At 48.3% G+C, this 20,385-nt stretch carries 20 protein-coding genes; 4 read left to right on the top strand and 16 right to left on the bottom strand.

Translation table 11 applies throughout. The features are described from left to right. Positions 1 to 56 precede the first annotated feature (56 nt). From WKT10_RS11425 to WKT10_RS11410, 4 genes are all read right to left on the bottom strand, one after another. Positions 57 to 1,244, bottom strand: a complete 1,188-nt coding sequence (locus tag WKT10_RS11425; protein ID WP_340277270.1) for a substrate-binding domain-containing protein — start codon at positions 1,242 to 1,244, stop codon at positions 57 to 59. A 102-nt stretch (positions 1,245 to 1,346) separates the two neighbouring features. Then, positions 1,347 to 2,363: an ABC transporter permease gene (locus WKT10_RS11420; RefSeq protein WP_317439449.1), complete on the bottom strand. Its 1,017-nt coding sequence runs from the start codon at positions 2,361 to 2,363 to the stop codon at positions 1,347 to 1,349. Continuing rightward, positions 2,360 to 3,388 (bottom strand): ABC transporter permease, encoded by a 1,029-nt coding sequence (locus tag WKT10_RS11415; RefSeq protein ID WP_337433482.1) that lies wholly within the window; start codon positions 3,386 to 3,388, stop codon positions 2,360 to 2,362. Before WKT10_RS11415 ends, WKT10_RS11420 begins: the two co-directional genes overlap by 4 nt. A gap of 1 nt (position 3,389) precedes the next feature. Further along, positions 3,390 to 4,958, bottom strand: coding sequence for a sugar ABC transporter ATP-binding protein (locus tag WKT10_RS11410; protein WP_340277265.1), 1,569 nt, complete (start codon positions 4,956 to 4,958; stop codon positions 3,390 to 3,392). A gap of 284 nt (positions 4,959 to 5,242) precedes the next feature. Here WKT10_RS11410 and WKT10_RS11405 point away from each other — a divergent pair, with 284 nt between their 5' ends. From WKT10_RS11405 to WKT10_RS11395, 3 genes are read left to right on the top strand one after another with little or no spacing between them, the layout of a single operon-like run. After that, positions 5,243 to 6,154, top strand: a complete 912-nt coding sequence (locus WKT10_RS11405) for a sugar-binding transcriptional regulator (protein ID WP_337933673.1) — start codon at positions 5,243 to 5,245, stop codon at positions 6,152 to 6,154. A gap of 4 nt (positions 6,155 to 6,158) precedes the next feature. Continuing rightward, positions 6,159 to 7,721, top strand: coding sequence for an autoinducer-2 kinase (gene lsrK / locus WKT10_RS11400; RefSeq protein WP_340277263.1), 1,563 nt, complete (start codon positions 6,159 to 6,161; stop codon positions 7,719 to 7,721). 54 nt (positions 7,722 to 7,775) lie between these two features. Next, the gene (locus WKT10_RS11395) at positions 7,776 to 8,132 is read left to right on the top strand and encodes a cupin domain-containing protein (protein WP_066543009.1); all 357 of its coding nucleotides are present in this window, start codon (positions 7,776 to 7,778) and stop codon (positions 8,130 to 8,132) included. A gap of 36 nt (positions 8,133 to 8,168) precedes the next feature. On the opposite strand, the gene WKT10_RS11390 is transcribed toward WKT10_RS11395, so the two are convergent. Next, positions 8,169 to 8,771, bottom strand: a complete 603-nt coding sequence (locus WKT10_RS11390; RefSeq protein WP_340277261.1) for a nucleoside recognition protein — start codon at positions 8,769 to 8,771, stop codon at positions 8,169 to 8,171. A 142-nt stretch (positions 8,772 to 8,913) separates the two neighbouring features. Between WKT10_RS11390 and WKT10_RS11385 the strand changes: the two genes are divergently transcribed. Further along, positions 8,914 to 9,576 carry a YitT family protein gene (locus WKT10_RS11385; RefSeq protein WP_340277259.1) on the top strand — a complete coding sequence of 221 codons (663 nt, stop codon included), beginning with the start codon at positions 8,914 to 8,916 and terminating at the stop codon, positions 9,574 to 9,576. A gap of 359 nt (positions 9,577 to 9,935) precedes the next feature. Here WKT10_RS11385 and WKT10_RS11380 read toward each other — a convergent pair whose 3' ends face one another. The 11 genes from WKT10_RS11380 to acpP form a co-directional block, all read right to left on the bottom strand. Next, on the bottom strand, positions 9,936 to 10,760 hold the full coding sequence (locus tag WKT10_RS11380; protein ID WP_337933664.1) for a MerR family transcriptional regulator: 825 nt from the start codon (positions 10,758 to 10,760) through the stop codon (positions 9,936 to 9,938). Positions 10,761 to 10,885: 125 nt separating this feature from the next. Then, positions 10,886 to 12,022 (bottom strand): NAD(P)H-dependent flavin oxidoreductase, encoded by a 1,137-nt coding sequence (locus WKT10_RS11375; RefSeq protein ID WP_340277256.1) that lies wholly within the window; start codon positions 12,020 to 12,022, stop codon positions 10,886 to 10,888. After that, positions 12,022 to 13,782: an acetyl-CoA carboxylase carboxyltransferase subunit alpha gene (locus WKT10_RS11370; RefSeq protein WP_337433474.1), complete on the bottom strand. Its 1,761-nt coding sequence runs from the start codon at positions 13,780 to 13,782 to the stop codon at positions 12,022 to 12,024. The genes WKT10_RS11375 and WKT10_RS11370 overlap by 1 nt, the downstream gene beginning before the upstream one ends. A gap of 26 nt (positions 13,783 to 13,808) precedes the next feature. Then, positions 13,809 to 15,161, bottom strand: coding sequence for an acetyl-CoA carboxylase biotin carboxylase subunit (locus WKT10_RS11365; RefSeq protein ID WP_066543022.1), 1,353 nt, complete (start codon positions 15,159 to 15,161; stop codon positions 13,809 to 13,811). A gap of 14 nt (positions 15,162 to 15,175) precedes the next feature. After that, positions 15,176 to 15,601: a 3-hydroxyacyl-ACP dehydratase FabZ gene (gene fabZ / locus WKT10_RS11360; protein ID WP_066543024.1), complete on the bottom strand. Its 426-nt coding sequence runs from the start codon at positions 15,599 to 15,601 to the stop codon at positions 15,176 to 15,178. Positions 15,602 to 15,625: 24 nt separating this feature from the next. Further along, complete coding sequence (gene accB, locus WKT10_RS11355; RefSeq protein ID WP_317439669.1) at positions 15,626 to 16,156, bottom strand: acetyl-CoA carboxylase biotin carboxyl carrier protein; 531 nt, start codon at positions 16,154 to 16,156, stop codon at positions 15,626 to 15,628. A 19-nt stretch (positions 16,157 to 16,175) separates the two neighbouring features. Then, positions 16,176 to 17,414: a beta-ketoacyl-ACP synthase II gene (fabF, locus tag WKT10_RS11350; protein WP_066543028.1), complete on the bottom strand. Its 1,239-nt coding sequence runs from the start codon at positions 17,412 to 17,414 to the stop codon at positions 16,176 to 16,178. A 30-nt stretch (positions 17,415 to 17,444) separates the two neighbouring features. Continuing rightward, the gene (fabG, locus tag WKT10_RS11345) at positions 17,445 to 18,185 is read right to left on the bottom strand and encodes a 3-oxoacyl-[acyl-carrier-protein] reductase (RefSeq protein WP_337433471.1); all 741 of its coding nucleotides are present in this window, start codon (positions 18,183 to 18,185) and stop codon (positions 17,445 to 17,447) included. Positions 18,186 to 18,187: 2 nt separating this feature from the next. Next, on the bottom strand, positions 18,188 to 19,114 hold the full coding sequence (gene fabD, locus WKT10_RS11340; RefSeq protein ID WP_337933655.1) for an ACP S-malonyltransferase: 927 nt from the start codon (positions 19,112 to 19,114) through the stop codon (positions 18,188 to 18,190). 3 nt (positions 19,115 to 19,117) lie between these two features. After that, positions 19,118 to 20,044: an enoyl-[acyl-carrier-protein] reductase FabK gene (gene fabK, locus WKT10_RS11335; protein ID WP_066543034.1), complete on the bottom strand. Its 927-nt coding sequence runs from the start codon at positions 20,042 to 20,044 to the stop codon at positions 19,118 to 19,120. Positions 20,045 to 20,141: 97 nt separating this feature from the next. After that, positions 20,142 to 20,375: an acyl carrier protein gene (gene acpP, locus WKT10_RS11330; protein ID WP_066543036.1), complete on the bottom strand. Its 234-nt coding sequence runs from the start codon at positions 20,373 to 20,375 to the stop codon at positions 20,142 to 20,144. Positions 20,376 to 20,385 lie beyond the last annotated feature (10 nt).

The raw sequence follows: 20,385 nt of genomic DNA, 5'->3' as shown, positions 1-20,385 counted from the left end.
AATCTGCAATGCCAGACCGGACTGTGACATCCGGCCTGACTGGCGGTTCGTATTCTTTAGAAATCGTAATCAGCTACGTTATCTTTGTTGAAAATCAGTCTCTCTGGCATCAGCACAACACCATTGTTTTCTGGTGCAGTTTCTGCGCCTTCTACCAGACAGTCATTCGGCATTACCTCAACCTCACCAATCTCAGGGATGTTGATCTTATCGCCGACTTTTACAGTATTTCCAGCTGCCAGATAAGCGGTCAGGTAGCAGCCCATAGCGCCCTGTACGCCGCAGTCCCACAGACCCCACTGCTCGATCACGTCTGCTTCACAGTAATCCTTGATAGACATTGGGGATGCAAAACCGGTGATCGTTACATCATTCTTGGTCAGACCCTTGTTCTGTGCTGCCTTACACTGTCCCGGAAGAGCGGTAGAGTCATTACAGATGATCAGGTCGATATCGCTGTGTGCCTCAAGAATGGATGCTCCGATGGAAACAGCCTTCTCTGCATCCTGCTCAGAATAGTAGTTATCCGGAGCAACATTCTCCCAGTTCGGGAAGTTCTCTTTAATATAAGCCTCTCCGGCTACCTGCCAGGAGTTCTGATCAGCTACAGTTGCCTGAGAATAGTGCCAGCAGTATTTAATTGTATCCTTCTCAGGATCTTTGCCTCTCTTTGTCAGGGAATCTGCTCCCATATCTACCAGCATCTGGCCCAGAATATCAGGAGTACCCTGAGATACCATCAGGCTGCGGGCTGTGTCGGAAACATCAGAATCCCAAGTTCCTACGGTTACACCGCTGGAAATCGCATCTGTAAGAGCAGAATCCAAACCAGTAACATCTACAGAAGAAATACAGATTCCGTCTACACCGGATGCAATGGCATTATTGATTACCTGAACCTGATCTGCAACGGATGCATTAGAGGAACCCTGATAATCTACGGTAAAGCCCCACTTCTCAGCATACTTCTGCGCACCGTTGTTAGCGGATTCAAAGAATGCGTTTCCAGTCAGTTTCGGAACGAATGCAACGGTCAGTCCTTCAACGGATTTTACATCACCGGATGATTCAGCAGACTCTTCTGCTTTTGCTTCCGTTTCTTCTTTGGCTTCGGTCTCTGCCTTTGCCTCAGTTTCTGTCTTCGCCTCAGTCTCTGCCGGTGCTTCTGCCGGCTTGGAGCCGCATGCGCTTAAGGAAGCTACCATGGAAGCTGCAAGTGCCATTGCTATCAGTTTCTTCTTCATAAATAAAATCCTCCTTTTTGTTATGCATCTGCTGCATATGATCTTTGTTTGTAACGTTTTAGAACCGCCGTCTTTATTTTAATGGAGCATTCCATTAAGATACTATTTTTTGTCCTTCTGGTGAAGGGCAGCTACTACCTTTGGATTGGTCAAAAGAGACCGGCCGATTACAACTACCAGAAGAAGCAGGCCAACCGGAATATCCAGATACTGCTGCGGAACCTTAAAGCAAAGGGGAAGTCCAAACTTTAATACGCCGATTACCACAGCTGCCAAAGCTGTTCCTACTACAGAGCCTTTGCCGCCGGTAGAAAGCGTGCCGCCCAGAACTACGGCTGTAATGATTGGAAGAGTAAATGTCACACCGATATCTGATTTAGCCGTTCCAATATAGGAAGTCAGGATGATTCCCGCGATCGCTGCGCTGATGCCGGACAGAATATATGTAGTCATGGTGATCAGCCGGGTATTGATACCAGAAAACTCTGCCGCATCTTTATTCACACCGATCAGGAAAACCATACGCCCGTACTTGGTCTTATTCAGAAGTACATAGGCGATCACTGCCAGCACCAGGAAGATAATAACCTGACACGGAATGACTCCGAACAGTTTAAATTTGGAAATCTGCAGAAAGCTGTCCGGAAATCCGCTGATTCCCTTATAACTCTCAGTCGCAGATAAATTCGATACCAGAAGCGCCACACCTGTAAACAGGAAGCTGCCTCCTAACGTCACTACCATTGGCTGTACGCCGCAATACGCTACAAAATAACCAGAAAGAGCGCCGCATACACCTGCAACAACAACAGCCAAAGCTACAGCCGCCCAGATGTTCATGCCCCCATCCTGCCATGCCACACCCAGAACAATAGAGGATAAACCTACAATGGAGCCTGCCTGGATATCAATTCCGCCTGTGATCATAACAAAGGTCACGAACAGGGAAATGATACAGATAGAAATAATGTCATTTAAACTGCCAAACAGTACTCTTGGCATTAAAAACTTGGGATTCTTTGTCGCAAATATCACAATTTCAGCAAACAAAATCAGCAGCAGAACAAATTCCCAGCTCGTAAAAAACTTTTTTGCCTTTTCAGGAAAAGTGGTTTTCATACTTTCTGATCTCCTTTCTGCCCTGCGTTACTTTTTGCCTTATTGGTTCTGGCCTTTAAAATCTCATGACGGTTCTTAACAATCCCATGGTTCTGAGCCACTGTCGTTACCACCACGATCACGATCAGCATAATACCGGTAATGGTATTGTCATAATCAGATGAAAAGCCCAAAAATACAAGGATACGGCTGATCGAGGACATGATGATCGCACCGATTGCTGCTCCGAAAAGGCTTCCCTGGCCTCCCGTCAATGCAACACCGCCCAATACACAGGCTGCAATCGCCTTCATTTCATAGTTGTTTCCTGCGGTTGGTGTGATAAAACCGATACGGGAAGCATATACCATACCCGCTACAGCTGCCATAATACCGCAAATCACATATGCCAGAATCTTAGTCTGAACCGTAGGGATACCTACCAGCGTAGCACCGGAGATATTGTCACCCACAGCAGTGAAATATCTTCCTTTTCTTGTCTTTGTCACAATGTAATTGGCAATCAATACCAGCACAATTGTCACTGCATAAAACAGGGTAAGCTCTTCTGCGATCTTAATATTGGAAGCTTTGGTAAAGGATGCCGGCAGGTTCTCTACCCACGCACCGCCGGTATATACATAGATCAATCCTCGTACCACACCATTGACACCCAGTGTAAAAATCAGGGAAGGAATATTTAATATGGAAACACCAAAGCCATTTACCAGTCCGATCACTGCTCCGACAGAAACGGCTGCCAGTACGGCTGTTACCACACTTCCTCCATCCCGCAGGATCGTCGCGCCGACAGCGGCACTCATTCCCAGAGTCGCACCAATGGATACGTCAATCTCTCCTGTCAGGATCACAAAAGCAATTCCTACCGCCAGAAGCGTAAATACGACCGAATCATTTAAACAGTTCAGCAGACTGGCAGGCTGCCAGAAATCCTTATTCACCAGGCCTACCAGCAGGATCAGCAGCACCAGGAAAAGCAAGCTTCCTGCTTCGCGGGCCTTCATCATTTTCTTTACTCTATTCATGTCAGCCCTCTCCTTCTTCTTTTACATCAAACGATGCATTCATCAGTGTGTTCTGATCGATTTCCGACTTTGACAGCGTTCTTGTCACATGCCCCTGGAACATGACAACCGCCCGGTCAGACAGTTCAATAATCTCTTCCATATCCGAAGAAATCAGCATGATCGCCACGCCTTTTTTCTTCAGTTCCAGGATAATCGAATATACATCACCTCTGGCTGCTGCGTCAATACCACGGGTCGGTTCATCTAAGATTACCAGCTTAGGAAGAGAGGAAAGGCATCGCCCAATCACTACCTTCTGCTGATTTCCACCCGAAAGGCTGCCGCAGGACTGCTCCTGTCCGGTTACCTTTGTCCTGAAATCATCAATATATTTCTGAGTGATTTCCTGCTCTTTCTTCTTATTAAGAAACACCTTTCCCATCGCGATATTAAACAGCAGAGAGGATGTCGTGTTGGCTGCTACGCTGCTCATTCCAAACACACCGTTCTGCCGACGATCCTCAGGTACATAGTTAATACCTGCCGCAATCACATCTCTGGTCGAAAGCCCTTTTACATCCTTTCCCTCCAGAAGCACTTTTCCTGAAAGTGGTTTTTCCCGGCCAAAAATCGTAGTTGCCAGTTCCGTCCGGCCTGCTCCGACCAATCCGGCCACACCCAGGATCTCTCCTGGATAAACCTCAAAATTGATATCCTCAAATCCATAACCCGAAAAATGCTCCAGCTTTAAAACAGGCTTTAAATTTGTATAATCAATCGTAATCTCTTCTGTTTCGCGCTTCTCTACCTCTTCCATATTAGGAGGCAAAAGCCCCTTCACCAGCATCTCTCTTGTAAAATCACCAATGGGTCCCTTCAGTGTGATCACGCCGTCCCGCATGATCGCCACATGAGTACCAATGGTAAATACCTCTGCCATGCGATGAGTGATATAAATAATGCCGATCCCGCGGCTTTTAAGATCTGTCACTACCTTAAATAATGCTTCCACCTCATCAAAGGTCAGCGCCGATGTAGGCTCGTCCAAAATCAGCACCTTGGCATTTCTCATCATACCTCTGAGAAGCTCTACGATCTGCTGCTCTGCAATAGACAAACTCAGCGCCTTTCTGCTAAGATCCAGATTCCAGCCGATATCTTTTACAATTTTTACCAGACGGCTGTGCAGCTCCGACTTCACTCCGGTAAACCCGATAAGGATGTTTTCCTCTACTGTCATATTAGGAAACAGCATGGGCTCCTGAGGAACCATGTAAATTCCCTTTTGAAGGGAAACAACGGGCTTAAAACTGGAAATGCGTTCTCCGTCTATGTAAAGCTCGCCCTGATCCGGCTGATAGATTCCCATAATAATCTTCATGAGGGTCGATTTTCCGGCTCCGTTTCCGCCGATCAGCGTCAAAACCTCTCCTCTTCCAACACTTAAATCAATTCCCTTCAGCACTACGTTCAGACCAAATCTCTTTGTGATCCCGCGTACAGAAAGCAATTCTTGTCCTGTCTGTTCCTGGACGGTCTGGCTCATGTCAATCCCCTCTCCGATTTTGTATTTTTGTTTGACTCTCAAACATTTTTACCACATACTCAGTATAATCATATCGCCCATGTTTGTCAAGTTGTTTCTATTTTTTAATATTTAAAATGCATAATACTATTGATTTTTTTATTTTTTTGTTATATATTTTATACATCATACAGCTGTTTTCATTATCTTGCTCATTTATACAAGCTGTATTGACACCTTTTTCCCTTTATGGTATATTTATTTGCATATTGAACATATGTTATGTATAATATTATTTGTTCATAATTAACTGTAATTATAAAATATTCAACTAAGGGGTAAATACAATGAAGTATGATGATGAACTGATCTTAAAGGCCGCCTGGTATTATTATATTGAAAACATGACCCAACAGGCGATCGCATCCAAGCTGGAGATTTCCCGCATGAAGGTAATACGCCTGCTGGACGTTGCCAGAGAAACCGGAGTAATCCAGTTTCGGATCTCTCCTGATTTGGGGAAACACCTTCCGGTTGAACAGGCCCTGCGGGAAAAGTGGGATCTGAAAGATGTTCTCATCATTCCAACACCGGATGACCGAAATCAGCTGAATGAATACCTGGCTCTGGCTGCCGCCAACTATCTGGCAGACCGTATCTCGGAAAACACCTTTATCAATATGGGATACGGCGATACGCCGTCACGGGTGTTAAACCACCTGGCCAATATCATTGACACGCCGGTTTCTGTCGTATCCTTTACCGGAGGCGTCAACTACTATCTTCCTAACAGCACTTCAAATGTGTTTAAGGCAAGACTCCATTTATACCCCGCTCCTCTGCTTCTTTCCTCCAAAGAGGTCTGCCAGGCTATCTTACAGGAGCCAAGTATGATGGAAATCCGGCGGATGGTAGGACTTTCCTCCTTTTCCATTGTAGGAATCGGAGCCATGAATAATGATGCAACCATCATTTCCAATGGCATTTTAAGCAAAAATGATTTTACCTATCTGACGATGAAGGGAGCTGTAGGAGACGTACTGACCCACTTTATCGATAAAGACGGTGCTCCTGTTGTCACTAATATTGAAGACCGTCTGATCAGCACCCCGCTGTCCACTCTAAAAGAGCTGAATAATGTCATCGGCATTGCCGGAGGCGAACAGAAAGTTACTGTGATCAAGGCAGCTTTAAAGGGCGGTTACATTGATTCCCTGATCACAGATGAAGAAACTGCAAGAAAATTGATAGGAGAATAAAACTATGGCAAAGTATTTAATGGCGATCGACGCCGGAACCGGCAGCGTCCGCGCTGTCCTCTTTGACCTGGAAGGAAACCAGCTGGGATGTTCCCAGCAGGAGTGGGAGCACGCTGAGAACCCCAGATATCCCGGCAGCATGGACTTCGATTGGGTACATAACTGGGATCTGGCCAGAAGCTGCATCCAGGATGTGATCTCAGAAACCGGAATCGATCCAGCCGAAATCGGCGCTGTTTCCACTACCTGCATGCGCGAAGGCATCGTTCTCTATGACAAAGACGGCAATGAAATCTGGGCCTGTGCCAACGTAGACGCCAGAGCCAATGATGAGGTAGCCGAACTGATCCATTCCTATCCGGGCCTGGAAAAGGAACTCTATCTGGAATCCGGCCAGTCCTATGCACTGGACGCCCTTCCAAGGCTTCTCTGGGTAAAGAACAAGCTGCCGGAAATCTATGAAAAGATCGACCATATCGGCATGTTTAATGACTGGCTGATCTACAAACTGACAGGTATCCTGGCGGTAGAGCCTTCTAACGGCTCCACGACCGGTCTGATGGATTTGAAAACCAGAACCTGGGATCCGTCAATTCTGGATCGCTGCGGATTAAAGAGCAGCATCTTCCCTCCGGTAAAGGAATCCGGCACAGTCGCCGGAACCGTCACTGCCAATGCAGCCTTACAGACAGGCCTCACAGAAGGAACGCTCGTTGTAGTAGGCGGCGGCGACGCCCAGCTGGGATGCATTGGCGTAGGCGCTGTAGATGCCAATGATGCCGCAATCTTCGGCGGAAGCTTCTGGCAGTACGAATACAATACAGACCGTGCTGATACAGACCCCCAGTGCCGCGTTCGCGTCAACTGCCATGCAGTAAAAAACATATGGCAGTATGAAGCCCTGGCATTTAAGCCCGGTCTGGTGATGCGTTGGTTCCGGGATGGCTTCTGCCAGCTGGAAAAACAGCTTGCCGAGAAATCCGGATGTGATGTCTATGACCTGATGAACCGGGAAGCCGAAAAAATCCCCGCCGGCTGCTATGGCATGATGTGCACCTTTTCCGATGTAATGAACTTTATCAACTGGAAACACGCCGCTCCTACGTTTACAAATTTCCAGCTGGATCCGGCTCATTTTAACCGATATACCTTTTACCGGGCAATCCTAGAAAATACCGCCTTGGTTACAAAAGGCCACATGGAACTGGTACAGGAATCTACCGGACATATGCCATCCGAGGTTATCTTCGCCTCCGGCGCCTCTAAGAGCCCGCTCTGGAGCCAGATTCTGGCGGATGTACTTGGCATCCCTGTAAAGGTTCCTGCTGTCAAAGAGGCTACCGCTCTGGGCGCAGCCCTGATCGCAGGCTATGGCGCAGGAATTTACCCGAATATCTCTGCTGCTGCTAAAAGACTGGTAAAGATCGACCACACCTATCTGCCGAATATGGAAAATCACAAAGTATACTGTGAAATGTATGTGCAGTGGAAAAAACTCTATGCTGCCCAGCTAGCTCTGGTAAACGAGGGACTTACTACCCCTATGTGGACCGCACCTGGCATTTAGTATCTGTTTCATTACGATAAATCAAACTGTGCTGCTGCACAAAAGGAGGATTCTATGTATATTATAAATGAAAACGAGAGAGAATACCGCTTCGGTGACAGCGGTCCCAAATACCTGATGAAGGGCCCGCGTATGAATTTTGCCATCGTACAGTTCATGCCCGGACAGGATTTCACTGCTCATTACCACAATGTAATGGAAGAAAACTTTTTCATTCTGGAAGGCAAAATTGATATTGTTGTAGACGGAAAAGTAAACACACTCTCTGCCGGCGATCTGATCCATATTGAACCGTCTGAGGTTCACTACTGCATCAACAATTATGATGTTCCCGTCAAAATGATCTCCACTCTGGCTCCCTATCAGGAAGTTGATAAGGTGGAAGTAGAAAATTATACTTACGAAAAATAAATTATATTCAAATGACGCCGCAGTTCAACACCGGCGTCATTTTTTTCTTCCCTTTATTTTACAAAATATTACAGCTGCAATCGTACTGGCGGCCGTAGCCGCCAGACATGGACCGGTGATTACCGCCGGAGACGGGCTTCCGTACTGGCTCCGGTAGGCTATTATATTCACAGGGATCAACTGAAGGGAGGAAATATTTAGTATCAGAAAGGTGCACATATCCGTAGTTGCTGTAATAGAATCATCGGCGGATCTGCCATTATCTGATACCCTCCCTTCTTTTTTTAATTCCTCCATGGCCTTTAATCCCGCAGGGGTAGCCGCCCAGCCAAGTCCTAAGATATTGGCAATAAAGTTAATAGAAATCTGTCTGGCAGCCTCACTGTCCGGAGAAAGATGCGGAAAAAGAAAATGCAGCACCGGCCTCATCATTCTGGAAAGACGTTCGATCAGCCCCGCTCCGCGGCCGATCTCCAGTATTCCTGTCCACAGCGACATAACTCCCAGCATAGTGATGCACAAGGACACCGCCTCTTTCGCCGAGGCCAGCGCTCCCTGAGTAACCTGATCCAGTCTCCCGTGGACAGCCGCCCACAATATTCCCGATAAGATCATTCCCGACCAGAGGGCATTCAGCATAAAGCCTCTCCCTATTTCCTATCCTTCCGGATATTCTATGCCAAAAAATCCCAAAATATTCCTTTTGAGACGCCCCTCTTGACACCTCCCCCCTCTCTTCTGGTATAATGGTATTACTATATTTCAGAAAGGATGTTTTAATATGTTGCAGCTGAACAGGCTGTCAAACACGATCAAACGAGAGCTGAAGGAAACCTTCGTTCTCAAAACCACTGTTTCTATTACCATTGGCACAGCCATTACCACCTTTGGACTTTACAATGTCCATCAGCAGGCGGATATCACCGAAGGTGGTATCCTGGGACTGATTCTTTTACTGAATTTCTGGCTTGGTATGTCCTCCTCTCTGCTGTCCCCAATACTTGATTTTCTCAGCTATCTCATGGGATTTAAGTATCTTGGAAAGGAATTTTTAAAAACCTCCATCTTTGCCACCTTGTGTATGGCCGGTTTTTTCCGTTTATGGGAGCTTTTTCCCCCGCTCCTTCCCAGTCTGGCAGATATCCCTCTTGCCGCCTCAGTCCTGGGAGGCTGCTTTATCGGAATCGGCTGCGGCCTTGTAGTCCGCCAGGGCGCTTCCTGTGCGGGAGATGACGCGCTGGCCCTTGTAATTTCCAAGATAACCGGATGGCGGATTTCCAGAGCCTATCTTTTTACCGACCTTACGGTTCTTATTTTGTCCCTGTCCTATATCCCCTTAAAACGGATCATCTACTCTTTGATCACGGTTACAATTTCATCGTATCTCATTGATTTTATCACCCGTTTTGGACAAACTAAGGAAAATACGGCTGCCGAGGTATAATTTTGTGTATTACAGGTTATCCACAACCTAAATGTTGTGTTCTGTCGATTTTACACCATATATGTTGTGTTTATCGGTGGATAATGTGGATAACTTTGTGGATAACCTTGTTTATACCTTGGGGAAAGTCAAGGGAAAACATGGGGAAATATGTATTTTTATGTGGAAATAGCTTCTATTGTTAAATATTTATCCACATTTTTGACGGATTTTCCCTGTTTCTGTAAGAATATTTACATTTCTTTACGTTTTTATAAACCCTATTGACCCTGGAGCAGCTCCATCCTTTATCCTTACACTGTCAGTAATGACGCAGACCCGCCAGGGAGAAACGCTTCTCCCGGCGGGTCTTCCCCCTTTTATGGTGTCTGATCGGACTGTATCACGGGCATATAAAGCTCCAGATAATATGTATCCGTCTCTTCTCCCAAAAAAGAACTCATGTTGTTGGAGTACAGCATCCCGGAAGGCGTAATCCCCCGTTTTTCTGCCCACTCTGTCATTTTTTCAGCAGCCGCATAATCCGGAAGCAGCTCTTTCGACGACTCTATAGTATAGATACAGGGTACCGTATCCGTAAGCGGATATCTGGACAGATCAAAGCTTTTACTGATAAAATGCTCCAGTCCCCTGTACACCAGAAGCTGCGTCCCTCTGTTTTCCAGAGACTCATGTTCCACAGAGAACATATTGTAAAAATATGCCATATCCAGGCCGCTGACCTCGGAGGACATGGAAAACCACTGGCGCAGCCCATCATATATATCCTCGCAGGTATCCAGAATATATGCCTGCGGAAACTTCTTCAGGCTGTATTTCCCCATACAGTCCTCGATACAGTCCATATCCTTTAAAGACAGGCTCATCCTGGCGATACTCTGCCTGCGCCTGAGGATTTCTTCCTCTTCTTCCTTGATCCTCTGCTCCAAATGCCTCCTCATACCGGCAACGCTTCTATTGTCCTTAACCGATTCCCGGATTTCCTCCAGACTGTCATTCATCTTTCTCCGGTAAACAATGCACATCAGCCGATAGATATCTTCATCTGAAAAATACCGATATCCATTTTCCTTTTTGTTCGCCCGGATCACGCCCTTTTTTTCATAAAAACGCAGCGCATCCCGGCTTAATCCAACGATGCGGGACACATCTCCGATGAGATATTCCTTCTTTTTATCTGCCATTTTTCTTTTCCTTGCTGTTTTAACATTTTTTGACGTTTCTATCTTACCTGCAAATCGGAAGCAGGTCAACGGAGGGGGGCAAATAAAAAGAGCCGGATCCTTTTCCGACTCCTTTTCATACCATTCTATCCGATCAGCAGTGCATTCATAACGCCTTCTACGGTTTCGATCCGCTCGGAACGGAAGGCGTTGCTTCCGCAGAACAGCAGAGCCGCATCTTCATCTCCTTCTGCGGCATTGACTAAAGCTCTGGTGATGCAGTAGGGAATGGTCTTTATATCGCAGTGCTCCAGACACTGGAAGCAGGATTTGATGGCAGACCGTTCTCCCTCCTTAATCTTCTTTAAGAAGGGATTTAAAATGGCTCTTCCCGGCATACCCACAGGGCTCTGGGTGATAACAATATCTTCTTTCGAAGCCTCGATATAGGTCTGCTTATAGGCATCGGGAGCATCACACTCCTTGGTCGTCACAAAGCGGGTAGCGACCTGGACTCCCTCTGCTCCAAGCTCAAACTGGTGCTTTACATCCTCATGGGTGTAAATGCCTCCGGCAGTAACCACCGGGATATGGGTATCGTATTTCTCCTCATATCCCTTTACCACCTTCATAATTGCCTTTACTTCCTCATCATAAGCGGCCTGGTCATAGGTCTTCTCCACATCTGCACTGTCCGCTCCGTACTGCGTCAGCTGCTCCTTGGAAAAGCCCAGATGGCCTCCTGCCAGAGGTCCCTCTACCACCACAAAATCCGGTACTCTGTGATACTTTCTGTCCCACATCTTGCAGATTACCATAGCTGCCTTTGCCGTCGATACGATCGGAGCCAGCTTGGTGCGACGAAGGAACTTTTTACCCATGGCTTTCATTTCCTCATAGGCTGCTTCTGCATACTCCGGCAGAGATACCGGAAGCCCGGCTCCTGATATAATAGCATCAGCGCCTGCCTTCACGGCCTCCTTCACCCACATATCGTAGTGTTTTGTGGCTACCATGATGTTAAAGCCGATTGCTCCCTCAGGAGCAATTTCTCTGGCCTTTTTAAACTCATTACGGATCGCACGCAGATTGGCCTCAACAAAGTTCGTTTTAAAATCCGGCTCTCTGAAACCGATCTGAGCAGTGGAGATAAGCCCCATTCCGCCGGCCTTTGCCACGGCTCCGGCCAGACGGTGGAGGCTGATTCCAACCCCCATTCCACCCTGGATCACCGGTTTTTCTATTTTAAGATCACCAATTACCAATGGTTTGAAATTACTCATCACATTCTCCTAAATCTCTGATATCTGTGTTCTGCCAGTTCCTCTTCTGTCATGGCCTGATAGGTTTCAAAGAATCCTGCCATGGCCTGATCCATAAATCCGGCAATACGGTACAGGGTATCTGTACTTGCGGGATCTTTTTCCGGAATAATCTGTTCAATCAGCCCCAGCTTCTTTAAATCTGCCGCTGTTACCTTCATGACCTCCGCTGCTTCAGGGGCCTTTTTACTGTCCTTATAGAGAATGGAAGCAAAGCCTTCAGGAGACAGGATGGAGTAGATCGCATTTTCCAGCATCCATACCTCATCTGCCACAGCCATAGCCAAAGCGCCGCCGCTTCCGCCTTCTCCGATCACGATGGAAAGAATGGGAACCTTCAGATCTGACATTTCAAAGAGATTCCTTGCAATGGCTTCTCCCTGTCCTCTCTCCTCTGCCTCCAGGCCGCAGAAGGCTCCGGGTGTATCTACAAAGCAGACAATTGGACGCCCAAAGGCTTCCGCCTGCTTCATCAGGCGCAGGGCCTTGCGGTAGCCGTCCGGGGATGGCATACCAAAGTTGCGCTTAATATTGTCTTTGGTATTTTTTCCCTTCTGCTGACCGATTACCGTAACCGGCATACCGTGGAACATGGCAATACCGCCTACGATCGCCCCGTCATCCTTGAAATAACGGTCTCCGTGAAATTCGATAAACTCGTCAAATACAGCGTTGATATAGTCAAGAGCCGTAGGACGGTCGGCTTTTCTGGAGAGAAGAACCGTATCCCAAGCTGTTTTTTCATGGTGTTCTCCTGCTTTTGAACGATGACCAAAGGATTCAGAACCGGCTGCATGAGTTTTCTGCGCCTCAGGCTCACTTTCCTGCCTCAGCATCCCCGGCTCCACAGCGGTCATCCCATGCTTTCTGTGCATATAAAGGATCTGGCCGATCACACGCTTCTGATCTTTTCTCTCCAGTATCATATCTACAAAACCGTGCTCCAAAAGGAACTCTGCTCTCTGAAAGCCCTCGGGCAGCTTCTGTCCGATGGTCTGCTCGATGACCCTGGGGCCTGCAAAGCCGATCAGGGCATGAGGCTCTGCGATAATAATATCGCCCAGCATGGCAAAGCTTGCAGTCACTCCGCCTGTGGTTGGATCTGTAAGTACGCTGATAAAGAGCTGTCCGGCCTCATGGTGGCGCTTTAAGGCAGCGGAAGTCTTTGCCATCTGCATCAGAGAAACGATCCCCTCCTGCATTCTGGCTCCTCCGGAACAGGCAAAGAGGATCACCGGAAGCTTTTCCTTCGTAGCCTGTTCTACTGCCTGGGTAATCTTTTCTCCTACCACATGGCCCATACTGCTCATAATAAACCGGGCGTCACAGACGCCGATGACGGCAGGATTTCCCTCAATCATGGCCTTACCTGTGACGATTGCTTCGTTTAAATGACTCTTTTCTCTGGCAGCAGCCACCTTTTTCTCATAATTTGGAAAATCCAGGGGATTGGAGAAGGGCATTTCCTGGTTCCATTCCTCAAAGGTGCCTTCATCGGCGAGCATTTCAATCCGGCGGTATGCATGAATGCGGAAATAGCCGTCACATTTCGGACAGACGTAATAATTGTTCACTACATCCTCCACATAGATCGGCTGCCCGCACTTATTGCACTTGCGCCACAATCCCTGAGGAATGGAGGGCTCTTCGCTGTCTCCGGCTTTCGGCCTGTAGATCGTATCGATCTTGGTATACGTTTTTTTGAACATATTACGCAGCATAAGGCTACTTCCTTTCTAATCTCTGATTATTTTACATACTCCGGAAAATATTTCTCGATAAATCCCGTATCTGTATCACCGCTTCGGAACGCTTCATTTTCCAGAATTTCATACTGGAAGTTGATATTCGTCTCAATTCCCTCGATGATCACCTCGCCAAGGGCGCTCTGCATCTTGGCAATAGCAGCTTCACGGTCTTTATCGTATACGATCAGCTTCATAAGCATGGAATCATAGTTTGCCGGAACCTTGTAGTCGCTGTAAATATGGGTATCCACCCGGACGCCGTTTCCTCCCGGAAGATGTACGGTCTGGATCCGTCCCGGACAGGGCATGAAATGCTTCTGGGGATTCTCTGCATTGATACGGCACTCAATGGCATGGCCGCGGATCTCTACCTGATCCTGAGTCACGCTTAAGGGTTCTCCCGCTGCAACGCGGATCTGCTCCTTGATCAGATCAAGGCCGGATACCATCTCTGTTACAGGATGCTCCACCTGGATACGGGTGTTCATTTCCATAAAATAGAAATTCTTGTCCTTATCCAAAAGGAATTCTATGGTTCCCGCATTTTCATAGCCAACAGACTTTGCAGCCCGTACAGCTGTCTCACCCATCTGTCTGCGAAGCTCCGGAGAAATGACGCTGCAGGGTGCTTCCTCTAAAACCTTCTGGTGGCGTCTCTGAATGGAGCAGTCTCTCTCTCCCAGATGAATCACATTTCCAAACTTATCTGCCATAATCTGGAATTCCACATGGCGGGGCTTTTCAATATATTTTTCAATGTACATAGTATCATCGGAAAAGCCCTTTACAGACTCCAGCTGGGCAGCATTGAAGAACTCTGTAAAATCCTCTTCGCTTCTGGAAATGCGCATTCCCTTTCCGCCGCCGCCGGAGGATGCCTTGATCATCACAGGAAAACCTATTTCCTTTGCCATGGCAAGTCCGTCTTCTGCTGTGTATACAGCCTCCTTGCTTCCGGGAACCACCGGAACTCCGGCCTCGATCATGGTCTTTCTTGCCTCGGATTTATTTCCCATCCGGTTGATGATCTCTGCGGAGGGGCCGATAAAAGTAATATTACACTTGCTGCACAGCTCTGCAAAACGGGCATTTTCAGACAGGAAGCCAAAGCCCGGATGAATGGCGTCTGCCTTCATGGCTACAGTTGCCGACAGGATCCGCTCCATGTTCAGATAGCTTTGAGTAGATGGAGCCGGGCCAATACAGATGGCTTCGTCTGCTAAAAGAGTGTGAAGGCAGTCTCTGTCTGCCTCAGAGTACACAGCTACCGTCTGAATCCCCATCTCACGGCAGGCGCGGATGATGCGGACTGCGATCTCACCTCTGTTTGCAATCAAAATCTTGTTAAACATTCTATTTCTCCCTATCAGCCGATCATAAAGGTCAGCTCTCCGGTAACAGCTACCTTTCCGTCTACCGTAGCTGTGGCCTTTCCGATGCCTACCGGGCCCTTCTGGCGGATGATCTCGCACTCTAAGCGCAGACGGTCTCCCGGAACTACCTTGTGCTTGAATTTCAGCTTGTCAATTCCGCCGAAATAAGCGGTCTTTCCCTTAAAGCCTTCCTGAGACAGGATAGCCACTGCGCCAGTCTGAGCTAGCGCCTCTACCATCAAAACTCCCGGCATAACGGGCTCCTGTGGGAAATGGCCTCTGAAGAAGGACTCATCATAGGTGATGGCCTTGTAGCCTACGGCTCTGACGCCGGGCTCCAGCTCCTCAATGCAGTCCACCAGCAGGAATGGATGGCGGTGGGGAATGATTTCCTGAATCTCTTTAATACCCATTAACATATCGTAATCCTCCTGATGTATGCTTTATTTAATGCGGAACAGAGGCTGGCCGTACTCTACCACATCCTCGTTGTTTACAAGAACTGCCTCTACTACGCCGTCATATTCGCTCTCAATTTCATTCATCAGCTTCATTGCCTCAATGATGCCGAGGATCTGTCCCTTTTTCACGGTATCGCCTGCTTTAACATAAGGCTCTGCATCCGGGGAAGAGGAGCTATAGAAAGTACCTACTAACGGAGAAGTGATTACTTTATCAGAACCAATGTCCGTTCCTGCATCCTTCGCCTCTGCAGGAGCTGCTGTCTGTCCTGCGGGCACACCTGCCGGAACCTGTACGCCGGAAGCGGCCACTGTCTCAGGAGCCGGAAGAACGTGGGCCGGGGCGGAGGCTGCAAATACAGCCGGGGCTGCGGGAGCGCCTACGGTCACAATCTTTGCCTCTTCCTTTTCTTTTCTCAGGGAAATAACCGTATCTCCCTGCTCCAGCTTAAAGCTGGTTAAACTGGAATCAGACACCGCCTGAACCAGTGTAAGGATCTCGTCGATATTCATGTTCATGTCCTCCTGTTCCTTACTCTGTAAATTTCTTTACGATCAGGCTGGCATTGTGTCCGCCAAAGCCCAGTGAGTTGCTGATAGCATAATTTACATTCATTTCTACGCCGTCACCCTGAGTGTAATCCAGATCGCAGCCCTCGCCCGGCTCCTCAAGACCAAGAGTAGCATGAACATAACCGTCCTGAATGGATTTTACACAGGTAATGAACTCTACGCCGCCTGCTGCTCCCAGAAGATGACCGATCATAGACTTGGTAGAATTAATCTTCACCTTCTCTGCCTGATCGCCCAGTGCCAGACGGATGGCCTTTGTCTCAAAGAGGTCATTATGATGAGTGCTGGTGCCGTGAGCATTGATATAATCTACCTGCTCCGGCATGATCTCTGCGTCCTTCATGGCAAATTCCATGGCCTTTGCAGCGCCGCTTCCGTCCTCAGCAGGGGAGGTGATGTGGTATGCGTCACAGGTTGCGCCGTAGCCCACTACCTCTGCCAGGATATTTGCGCCTCTGGCTTTTGCATGCTCTAAAGACTCTAATACAACAACGCCGGCGCCTTCGCCCATTACAAAGCCGTTTCTGTCCTTATCAAAAGGAATGGAAGCGCGTTTTGGATCGTCTGTTGTATTTAATGCAGTCAGGGAGGTAAAGCCTGCAATGCCGATGGGAGTAATGCTGGCCTCGGTTCCTCCTGCTACCATCACGTCTGCCTCGCCGTACTGGATGGCGCGGAAGGCTTCTCCGATGGAGTGGGTACCCGTTGCACAGGCAGTTACCACATTGATGCATTTGCCCTTAAGCCCAAACTGGATGGCTACATTTCCGGCAGCCATATTGCAGATCATCAGAGGAACTAACAGAGGTTCTACACGGCTGGGGCCTTTTTCCAGAAGCTTCTTCTCGCTGCGCTCCATGGCCTGGAGGGAACCGATACCGGAACCTACGCTGACGCCCACACGGAAGGGATCCTCCTTTTCCATGTCAATGCCGGACTGGTCTAAGGCCTGCTTTGCCGCAGCTACCGCAAACTGGGAAAATGGCTCCATACGGCGGGCAGTCTTTGGATCCATGTACGCCTTAGCGTCAAAATCCTTTACCTCAGCCGCTAGCTTGCATTTAAAATCTGCCGTGTCAAAATAGGTAATGGGGCCAATGCCCAGTGTCTTATCCTTTAAGGCCTGCCAGAAGCTCTCCACATCATTTCCGATGGGCGTGATGGCTCCCATACCTGTTACTACTACTCTTGTCTTCATATGATCCGCTCCTTCTCTTTCCGGTTTGAATTACATAGCCATTCCGCCGTCTACGCTGATGACCTGGCCTGTGATATATCTGGCGTCCTCAGATGCCAGGAATGCGACTGTATTGGCAATATCTTCTACTTCCCCGAAGTTCTTCATGGGAATCTGCTCCATCAGAGCTTTTTTAATGTCATCCTTTAACACATCCGTCATCTCTGTGCGGATAAAGCCTGGAGCAATAGCATTTACGGTAATCCCGCGGCTTGCCATCTCTCTTGCCACACTTTTTGTAATTCCGATCACACCTGCCTTTGCAGCACAGTAATTGGCCTGTCCTGCATTTCCAAGAACGCCGGATACGGATGAGATATTGATGATCCTTCCGGATCTCTGCTTTAACATCTGACGGGAGATATGATGAATGCAGTTAAATACACCTTTTAAGTTGGTCTGGATCACTGCGTCAAAGTCCTCCTCGGACATCTTCATCACCAGATTGTCCCTTGTGATGCCCGCGTTATTTACAAGGATATCAAGACGGCCGTACTTTGCCACGATCCCGTCCAGCATCTCCTTGCTGCTGTTAAAATCGGAAACATTGCACTGCACTGCTTCCGCGATGCCTCCGGCCTCCCGGATCTCCTGTACTGCTTCCTCTGCCTTTGCAGCAGAGCCGTTATAATTTACAATTACTGTAGCGCCTTTTGCAGCCAGTGTCTTTGCAATCTGGCGGCCAATTCCGCGGCTTGCGCCCGTTACCAGTGCGATCTTTCCTTCCAGCATATCTAGTTCTCCTTTAAAGCTTCGATTACTTTGTCAATATCTTCTAATTTTTCTACATTCAGGCTCTTTACACTGCGGTTGATCTTACGCATAAAGCCAGTCAGCGTACGTCCCGGTCCAATCTCGATAAAGGTATCCACGCCATCTGCCAGCATAGCCTCTACGCTCTGCTGCCATTTTACAGAAGAAGATACCTGACGGGTCAGAAGCTCCTTTACCGGAGCTGCCTCTGTCACATACTCTGCGGTTACGTTGGCAACATACGGGATCCTGGGAGCATTTACCTCTACTCCTGAAAGTACCTCTCCCAGCTTTTCTCCGGCTCCTGTGAGCATACCGGAGTGAAAGGGACCGCTTACATTCAGTAAAATGGCTCTCTTGGCTCCTGCTGCCTTTAAGCGCTCGCAGGCCTCCTCTACCGCAGCCTTCTTACCAGAAATAACGATCTGGCCCGGACAGTTGTAGTTGGCAATCCATACGCCTTCCATAGAAGAAGTGATTTCCTCGATCACAGAGGCATCCAATGCCAGAACAGCCGCCATAGCGCCTTCTCCTGCCGGAACCTCCTCCTGCATCAGGATTCCTCTCTGGCGCACTGTGCGGATGGCGTCATCCTCGCTCATCACGCCTGCTGCTGCCAGAGCGCAGTATTCTCCCAGGCTTAAGCCTGCCGCCACATCCGGATGGATCCCTCTTTTCTCCAGCACCTTCATCATGGCAATACTGGTTGTCACCATAGCTGCCTGGGTATATTCGGTAATATCCAGACGGTCATTAGGCTCAAAGCACAGCTCGGGAACAGAAAAGCCTAAAAGATCTGAGGCTCTGTCAAATACCTTTCTTCCAGTCTCTGTCTGCTCATAAAAATCCTTTCCCATACCGCAGGTCTGTGCGCCCTGACCTGGGAAAATAAATGCGATCCTGCTCATTTTTTACTCCCTGTTTAAAAGTTTCTTTGCCTGCTCCATCATCTCGTCGATCATTTCCTTACAGGTCTGCTCTTTGGAGATCATTCCGGCGATCTGGCCTGCCATTACAGTACCGTTCATTACATCGCCTTCCTGTACGGCCTTGCGCAAAGCTCCTAACGTCAGGTACTCCAGCTCCTCAAAGGACTTTCCTTCCTGCTCTAACTTTGTATACTCTCTTGTCATCTGATTTCTCAGACCTCTTACGGGATGGCCGTGGGTTCTTCCGGTTACTACGGAGTCAATATCCTTTGCCTTGATGATGCGCTGCTTGTAGTTTTCATGTACGGTCGATTCCTTTGCCACTACAAAGCGGGTTCCCATCTGAACCGCCTCTGCTCCCAGCATAAATGCCGCGGCAATGCCTCTTCCGTCTCCAATACCGCCTGCCGCAATGACAGGGATGGAAACTGCATCCACTACCTGGGGAACCAGGGTCATGGTAGTCTCCTCACCGATGTGGCCGCCGGACTCTGTTCCCTCTGCGATTACTGCATCAGCCCCATATTTTTCCATACGGCGGGCCAGTGCCACAGAAGCTACCACTGGGATTACCTTAACGCCTGCTTCCTTCCACATCTGCATATATTTCTCAGGATTTCCGGCTCCGGTGGTGACTACCTTAATGCCTTCCTCCACTACAACTCTTGCCACGTCATCTGCATGAGGACTTAAAAGCATTACATTAACGCCGATAGGGCGGTCTGTGAGCGCTCTTGCCTTGCGGATTTCCTCACGAACCACCTCTCCCGGTGCGTTTGCCCCGCCGATCAGCCCCAGGCCGCCTGCTGCGGACACGCCTGCTGCCAGGTTATGCTCTGCCACCCAGGCCATACCGCCCTGGATAATGGGGTATTCAATTCCTAACATTTCTGTAATTCTTGTTTTCATTGTCTTCCTTCCAATAGAGGAAACAGCGTGCTTCAATCCATCCACACGCCGTCCCTCTCATTTGCTTATGCAATTTTACACTCTGACCTTGAGGATCTTATGCCTCTACGCCGTGGTTCTTTAAGTACTCCATAACATCGCCAACTGTAGACATCTTCTCTAACTCCTCTGCCGGGATCTCTACAGAATACTCATCCTCTAAAGCCATTACCAGCTCAAAGAGATCCAGGGAATCAGCGCCCAGATCTTCCTTAAAAGAGGAAGCCTCTGTTACGGACTCAGCGTCTACACTTAACTGCTCTGCAATAATTTCTTTCATCTTCTCTAACATAATCTTTGTC

Source organism: Enterocloster sp. HCN-30185, assembly GCF_037890305.1.
In the GTDB taxonomy this organism is placed as follows: domain Bacteria; phylum Bacillota; class Clostridia; order Lachnospirales; family Lachnospiraceae; genus Enterocloster.
The sequence above is the reverse complement of the archived record's forward strand: the minus strand, read 5'-3'. Positions and strand labels throughout refer to the sequence as shown.